Source organism: Candidatus Methylomirabilota bacterium, assembly GCA_027293415.1.
GTDB lineage: Bacteria > Methylomirabilota > Methylomirabilia > Methylomirabilales > CSP1-5 > CSP1-5.
Genome location: JAPUFX010000108.1, coordinates 1 through 6,722, shown reverse-complemented (window position 1 = coordinate 6,722; position 6,722 = coordinate 1). Strand labels below are relative to the sequence as shown.

The window sequence follows — 6,722 nt, the reverse complement described above, 5'->3', positions numbered from 1 at the left end:
CATGGGCATACACATCTCTGGATGGGAACTGGTCCTCGCCGGTGACCCGCCGTAGGGAATCATATCCATAATATCGTGGACAAGCTCCAGCTTGATGGTCGGCAAGAAGCCGCACGGTAGGCAAGAGAATCCGACGGAAGGGTCAGAAGAATCCGAATGAGCTTTCTCCCTGAAGTCCATCCTGCCCTCAAAGAAGGTTTGAATTTTAGCGGGGAGCGGTTAGCACCGCGCAGGTAGTAGCAATGAAACCCGGGGTGACCATAGCCTCCTGGCCCACCTTAGGCACAATCGTTGGCGTATAAGACAATTCCGACGCCTTCGTGGGCGGAGCACGGCCCGGGAGGGCGTTTGGCTTTTCGATGGATCCACAACATACTCCTACGGGATACCCCCGAACACCCCCTGACCCAGTCGGGGATACTCACGGCCACCTCAGGAACAGACGAGAAGCAACGAGGAGGGTGAAATGTCTCAAAAGTTAGGAAGGGCACTTTGTGCAGGGGCACTGGTGGTCGGGCTGGCCGGGTGCGCGGTGAAAGCACCCAGACTACCCGGGGATGCTGCGAGGATGATTGGAATGGGAGACAGCATCGGCGAAGGGGTGCAATCGGCGGATGCCAGTTTGAGAACCCAGCCATTCAGCTACCTCAAATTCCTGGCCAGGCAGATCCGCGTCCCTTTCAGCTTGCCCCTGATCAAAAGCGGACCGCTTGGAGAGGTGGGAGATACGTCAAACCGATCGCGTCTCATCCCGTCCGTTGCCGCTTCCAACCTGGCCGTGGCCGGTTCGGACGTAGAATCATTGCTCAATGATCGAGCCGACGCCATCACCGAAGACGACATAGATTCAGAAAGGGATCTGGTCCTTTTCCCCAGGCGGGCAAGTCAGATCGAGATCGCTGAGTCCGTTGCGGCACCTTTCATTGTGTGCTGGATTGGCGGTGGCAACGTCCTTCCAGCCGTCGCGTCCTTTGACGAGCTAGATGCATCGCAGTTAACCCCTGTTCAGGAGTTTTCTGCCGACTTTGCCCAGATAGTCCAAAGACTAAACGCATTAGACAGCCCGGTTATTTTTGCCAATATCCTGGATGTTACTCAAATCGGTTTCTTAGTTGACCGCCAGGATCTGGTGAAATTCTTGGGCTCTGACTTCGGTCTAGCAGAAGGCGATCTGACGAGTGTCGTGGTGATGCTTCTCATCAGACTCGGCCTGGATGACGGCAGCCTTCTCAATGACCCTAATTTCGTCCTTGATGCAAATGAGGTGACACTCATCCAGCAAAGAATCGAGGTCTTTAATCAAATTATTGAAGATGCCGTTGCCCCCTTTGGCATACCTGTCGTAGATGTCAAGGCAATGTTTGATGCTATCGCTGCGGACCCTCCCGTCTTCCGTGGCGTCACCCTTACGCCTCGTTTCCTCGGAGGACTTTCCAGTCTCGATGGGGTGCATCCCTCAAATATTGGGCATGCCTTTCTGGCCAATGCCTTCATTGAAACCATCAACGCCCACTTCCAGACCGACATCCCGCCAATCAGTAAAAAGGGACTCAAATTCATCTTTCTCACAGACCCATTTGTGGACAAAGATGGTGATGGCAGAGTGCCAGGACGTTTTGGTGCGGGGTTATTGGAGACCTTGGGCCCTATCCTGGGGATATCCGGAGATTTTGATGACTTCATTCCGGACCCTTTTCGGGCCGGGATCGATGAGAGTCTTGGCATACCAATCACTGATGAGGGCCTCGGCATACAATTCATTCAGAGATACCTAATCCTTCAGGGAAAAGACCCGCAGGAGGCTTCTAAGTGGGATAAGAAAGATGTCATGGAAGCGTTTAGGCATATTTTGGGTCTGAAGATTTTTGAAAAGGCACCAACCGGCCGGACAGGCGGACGGTCTCGGGGATGGCCACGTTAGCACACGCCAAAATGGAAGGGCTGGGGGTCACGCTTGAAGACCTGAAGGAAGAATGATAAAAAATTTGGATGGTTCATCCAATTTGCATTGAATATCAGGGAGCTGTCTATCACATCATCAGCCGGGGAAACCAGCGCCAGCATATCTTCCGGGCTTCGGCGGATTGCGCCCGCTCCCGCCCCCTTCTGGTTAGCAATGTTTGATCCCGGATGTACCGTGCGGCGCGTGTTAGTGTGGAAGGACGTCCTTTCCAACGAGGAGATTCTGGAGGAGGTCAAAGCGGTACGGCAGGAGCTGGAAGGAAAACGTGCGAGATAAGCAACCCCATACTCCATCGAAGTGTCCTGCCTCTTGACACCACTACCCTACTTGGGGATACTTGGGGCCTATAGAGGGAGGCACCGATGAAACCGGGGTGAGTCCAACAATTAGCCACCTCCGGCACAATTGAAGGGGGACCCCGCAAGCAGACGCCCTTTTGGGCGGAATATGGCCCGGAGGGCATTTTGCTTTTGATAGCCCCACCATAAAGAAGTGGGCCGAAGCTCACGGTCGCTTGGCGTTGAAATCGCAAACGCTGGCGGTGAAGGCTTCATGCTAGCTTCGAGGAGACGGGGTACGCAAGCTGATGGAGGCGACACTAACGTATCTGCACCGAGAGGACATCTTTTTGTGCGGACTGAGTTGAGGGGAGGTTATGAGACGCTTACGGCTACTCTTTGGAACCCTGGTTACTCTTGTCTTGCTGGCAGTCCTAGCAGCATCGCCAGCGTACGCACCTCCTCCATTTGACGTTGGACTGGCCCGTGCCATTGCAGCCCAGGAGGCGCATAACCCTCAGCTGCTGATGATTCCAGGGGTTGTCGGCACAGCCGTGGGCCTCAAGGCTGACGGTAAGCCGGTGGTAAAGATCTTCACCGAGCACCCGGGAGTCGCCGGGCTTCCAAGGTCACTTGACGGGTTCCCGGTAGTGGTACAGGTGACCGGCAAGCTCCTCGCTGTTCCAAAGCCGGACAAGCCGGGCAAACCACCCAAGGTTGACCCGACGGACAGATTTGCTCGGCCTGTACCGATCGGCGTTTCCACGGGGAACATTGACGAGTGCTCCTCTGGCAGCATCGGTGGGCGAGTCAAGCATGGTAACACCATCTACGCCCTCAGCAATAACCATGTCTATGCCCTCGAAAATGAGGCTCCCATTGGCAGCAACATACTGCAGCCAGGGCGCTTGGATACCAAATGTGGCGACAACCCGAACGACGTCATAGGTACCCTGGCCGATTTCGAGCCGATTGTTTTCTCCACTAGTGCCAGCAACAAAATCGATGCGGCGGTAGCGCTATCGTCTACCGCCAATCTCGGCAATGCCACGCCATCAGACGGCTACGGAACGCCAAAATCGGCTACTGCCTTGGCAACTATCGGCCTGGCGGTGCAGAAATACGGGCGCACCACCTCGCTAACCGAGGGAACAATCACTGGCATCAATGCCACGCTTAATATTGGCTACAGCTCTGGCACGGCGAGATTTGTGGACCAGATCATCGTCGAGAGCAAGAAGAAGCCCTTCCTGAAATCCGGGGATTCCGGAACATTGCTAGTTGTTAAAGGTGGGCAAGACGACCGTAAGCCCGTGGGGTTGCTGTTTGCCGCTGATAGCAGCGGAAAGTTTGCCATCGCCAACCGGATTGACTTGATACTGGGCCGCTTCAATGTGGACATCGACGGGGAGTAACGCACCAGACCTATATCCGGAAGCCGCGCGGCGTAGAGCTTGCAACGAAGAAGACTGGGGCCCTCTTCCCTGCTTGTTTGAAGAAGCTTTGCTTAGGGGTTGATGACGATCAGGACGGGTGTCGCTCCATGGGTTTCCGGAGATCGTTCGTGGTCATGATTGGCCTTTTCTGGCTCCTCGCTGCGGGGTTGGCGTGCGGTCAGCAGGGAGCAAGCGACCAACCGGAGCGCAAGCCCATGGCGCAGAAGAAGATTGAGGCGGTGCTGAAGGAACACACCGATTCCCTGATGGCACTCCCTGGCGTTGTGGGGACGGCCATCGGGGAATGCGCGGGAAAGCCGTGCATCAAGGTTTTTGTGGAGAAGAAGACTCCAGAACTCCTCATGCAGATTCCCTCTGCAATTGAGGGGTATATGGTTTCTGTCCAAGAGACCGGAGAGATTCGGGCGCTTGACCCCAACTAATGCGACATAACCCCTTCTACGTTCTAGGGTGTCTAATGAAGAAGGGGTCACGTTTGCAACTGACAATTCCTTTGGTATTAGCCAGGAAGCATTCTGAGGAGCCCGTCCACTCGTTGCCTGAAGGACCGATCATTCTCCAACCTCGACTCCACCCGACCACAAGCCAGGCCAACCGTTGTATAGGCGGGGAACCAGAGCAGGGCAGCGATCCATTTCAGGGTCGATCCACACTCTCTGCGACACAGATAGATCGCCACATCCCTTGGCTCGTTCCACTGCCCACGCCGGACCCCCACAAGTGCTTCCTTGTCCACCCCGGGGTGAGGATATCGTCTTGCCCAGATCCGGCACAATCGACGGCGCAGCACACATTCAGACGCCTTCTCGGGCGGAGCACGGCCCGGGAGGGCGGTTTGATTTTCAGTACGGCTAAGCGTGTCCTTTCACCACCCTGTATCGACTGCGGTGTGGATTACAACCAGTAACCTTCGGCGAAGATTTGTAGTTGTAATCTTCCCAGAGGCTTCACAGGTAGCAGGAACCGAATGGGGTAGGGTCCAACAGGCCCGAGGTTTCCTGTCCCCCTCGACCCGCCTCCGGTCCCCAAGGATGGCTCCGTTAAAACAACCGCGGTTTGGGCTTGACATGGGAGTACCTACGCTAGTAAAGATACTAGCTACCAGGCGACCCTTCGGGTTGTCGCGGGTGTAATGGCTGGATCGGGGGATCGGTTAACCCCCCAAGGTAGTAGTAAGTTGTTACCGGGGCGAAGTATAGCCTCTGGCTCACCGCAAGGTACAATAGAAGGACGCACCAAAAATTCTGACGCCTTCTCGGGCGGAGCACAGCCCGCGAAGGCATTTTGCTTTCTAGAGGGCGCATCAACCGGGTACCGAACTGTCACCCGGCAAGCCCTGATACTGAGTAGCACAACCATCCAAGGGGGTCCAATCATGGTGAGGCGAGCATCGATTGTGATAATAGGAATCTGTTTCCTCTTCAGTATAGCAGGCTGCTCCGTCGGTATGGCGCTGAGTGGGAAGAAGGAGCCGAACCTGGGCGCTTTCCGTGTCGGGTCAACCCGGGGCGAGGCGGAGCTGCAGCTTGGGAGCCCGGTCGATTCGGTGACCCGCCCGGACGGCGGACGCACAGACATCTACGCGTACGAGCTCGGGAATGAGCCGAGCACCGGGCGGGCGGTGGGCCATGCCGTGATGGACGTGCTGACCCTCGGCATATGGGAGATCATCGGCACCCCGGTCGAGGCCATCGGGATCGAGAAGAAGCGCCTTATGATCGTCTACGACAAGGATGACCGAGTCCAGGCGATAAATCAGGCGCCAGTCCCGCCGCCTCCGGCAGAGGAAACGGACGATTTGGATATCGAGAGTCGCGCTGCAACTGACGTTCCAGAGATGAAACCTGAGGCTAAGGCGGTTAGTGGAACTTGCTTCGCGGTGAATCAGAACGGGACCTTGTTGACGGCCTACCACATCGTTCAAGATGCAAAGTCCATCCAAGTTCACTTGGTAGAAGGAACTGTCACAGAGGCGAAACTCTGGACGTTTAATGCCAAGAAGGATCTTGCAATCCTGCGCATCGATCCCCGCACGCCACACTTCCTTTCATTAGCCCCGATGGGTTCTGTTCACACGGGCGAGCGGGTATTTACGATGGGCTATCCTGCCCCGGATCTCCTGGGTCAAGAATCGAAATTCACTGAAGGGTCCGTCAGTTCACTCTCGGGGCCTGGAGACAAGGAGTTCCTCATGCAAATTTCTGTTCCAATTCAGCCGGGGAACTCCGGTGGTCCAGTGGTAAACCAACTTGGTGAGGTGGTTGGGGTTGTGACCTCGACGGCCGCCATAGAAGCCTTGCTGTCCGTTACGGGAACCTTGCCACAGAACGTCAACTGGGCGATTAAGGCGGATCACGCACGTCCGATGTTCAATGTCCAAACCGTGAAATCCGCTCCGGCGAGCCGAGATGATGTGATTAAGAAACTCCGCCGGGCGATTTGCATGGTGAAAGCAGGCCCTCGTAGGTGATACTTAGACCCACAACAGGAGAGATACGGATAGGACCCGTTTGGCCATAGTTCTCAGCCCACCTCCGGCACAATCGACGGCGCAGCAAACACTCAGACGCCCTCTGGGCGAAGCATGGCCCGGAAGGGCGTTTTGATTTTCAGTACGGCTAAGCGTGTCCTTTCACCACCCTCTATCGACTGCGGTGTGGATTACAACCAGTAACCTTCGGGGAGGATTTGTAGTTGAAATCTTCACAGGGGATCGGAGGCCTGCCCGCGACAATCAGAGGGATCCCACCAGGCGCTTGACACCGGCGGACGGCTTGGGCGATACTACGCCATTCTACAGGCTACAGGAGATAGGCATGGAACCGGGGTAAGCATCGCTCCGAGCCCACCGCCAGCGCAATCGTTGGTGCAGCAGAGAATCCAGACGCCCTCTCGGGCGGAGCATGGCCCGGGAAGGCGTTTTGCTTTCCAAGGGCGCGTGCCTAAGATTGGTCGCAGACCTCCAAGTTCGGAAGTGCCCCCTTTGACCAAAATTTCGATTTATGTGTTCGAGAATAAGCCTTT

Annotated in this window: 6 protein-coding genes; 4 read left to right on the top strand and 2 right to left on the bottom strand. The window is 55.9% G+C overall.

What is annotated here, in order from left to right; all coding sequences use genetic code 11:
- Positions 1-180 (bottom strand): hypothetical protein (locus O6929_08025; protein MCZ6480333.1); only part of this gene is annotated, 180 nt, incomplete at its 3' end.
- A gap of 286 nt (positions 181-466) precedes the next feature.
- On the opposite strand from O6929_08025, the gene O6929_08020 reads away from it, so the two are divergent.
- The 3 genes from O6929_08020 (at position 467) to O6929_08010 (ending at position 4,120) form a co-directional block, all read left to right on the top strand.
- Positions 467-1,921, top strand: a complete 1,455-nt coding sequence (locus O6929_08020) for a hypothetical protein (protein MCZ6480332.1) — start codon at positions 467-469, stop codon at positions 1,919-1,921.
- A gap of 697 nt (positions 1,922-2,618) precedes the next feature.
- Positions 2,619-3,656, top strand: coding sequence for a hypothetical protein (locus O6929_08015; GenBank protein MCZ6480331.1), 1,038 nt, complete (start codon positions 2,619-2,621; stop codon positions 3,654-3,656).
- 128 nt (positions 3,657-3,784) lie between these two features.
- Complete coding sequence (locus O6929_08010; protein ID MCZ6480330.1) at positions 3,785-4,120, top strand: hypothetical protein; 336 nt, start codon at positions 3,785-3,787, stop codon at positions 4,118-4,120.
- Positions 4,121-4,197: 77 nt separating this feature from the next.
- On the opposite strand, the gene O6929_08005 is transcribed toward O6929_08010, so the two are convergent.
- Positions 4,198-4,416, bottom strand: coding sequence for a hypothetical protein (locus O6929_08005; GenBank protein ID MCZ6480329.1), 219 nt, complete (start codon positions 4,414-4,416; stop codon positions 4,198-4,200).
- 657 nt (positions 4,417-5,073) lie between these two features.
- Between O6929_08005 and O6929_08000 the strand changes: the two genes are divergently transcribed.
- Complete coding sequence (locus O6929_08000) at positions 5,074-6,168, top strand: serine protease (protein ID MCZ6480328.1); 1,095 nt, start codon at positions 5,074-5,076, stop codon at positions 6,166-6,168.
- Positions 6,169-6,722 lie beyond the last annotated feature (554 nt).

What these genes read in the sequence shown, in the direction of transcription:
- O6929_08015 (MCZ6480331.1), top strand. Translation starts at nt 2,619, where the DNA reads ATGAGACGCTTACGGCTACTCTTTGGAACCCTGGTTACTCTTGTCTTG.
- O6929_08000 (MCZ6480328.1), top strand. Translation starts at nt 5,074, where the DNA reads ATGGTGAGGCGAGCATCGATTGTGATAATAGGAATCTGTTTCCTCTTC.
- O6929_08020 (MCZ6480332.1), top strand. Translation starts at nt 467, where the DNA reads ATGTCTCAAAAGTTAGGAAGGGCACTTTGTGCAGGGGCACTGGTGGTC.
- O6929_08010 (MCZ6480330.1), top strand. Translation starts at nt 3,785, where the DNA reads ATGGGTTTCCGGAGATCGTTCGTGGTCATGATTGGCCTTTTCTGGCTC.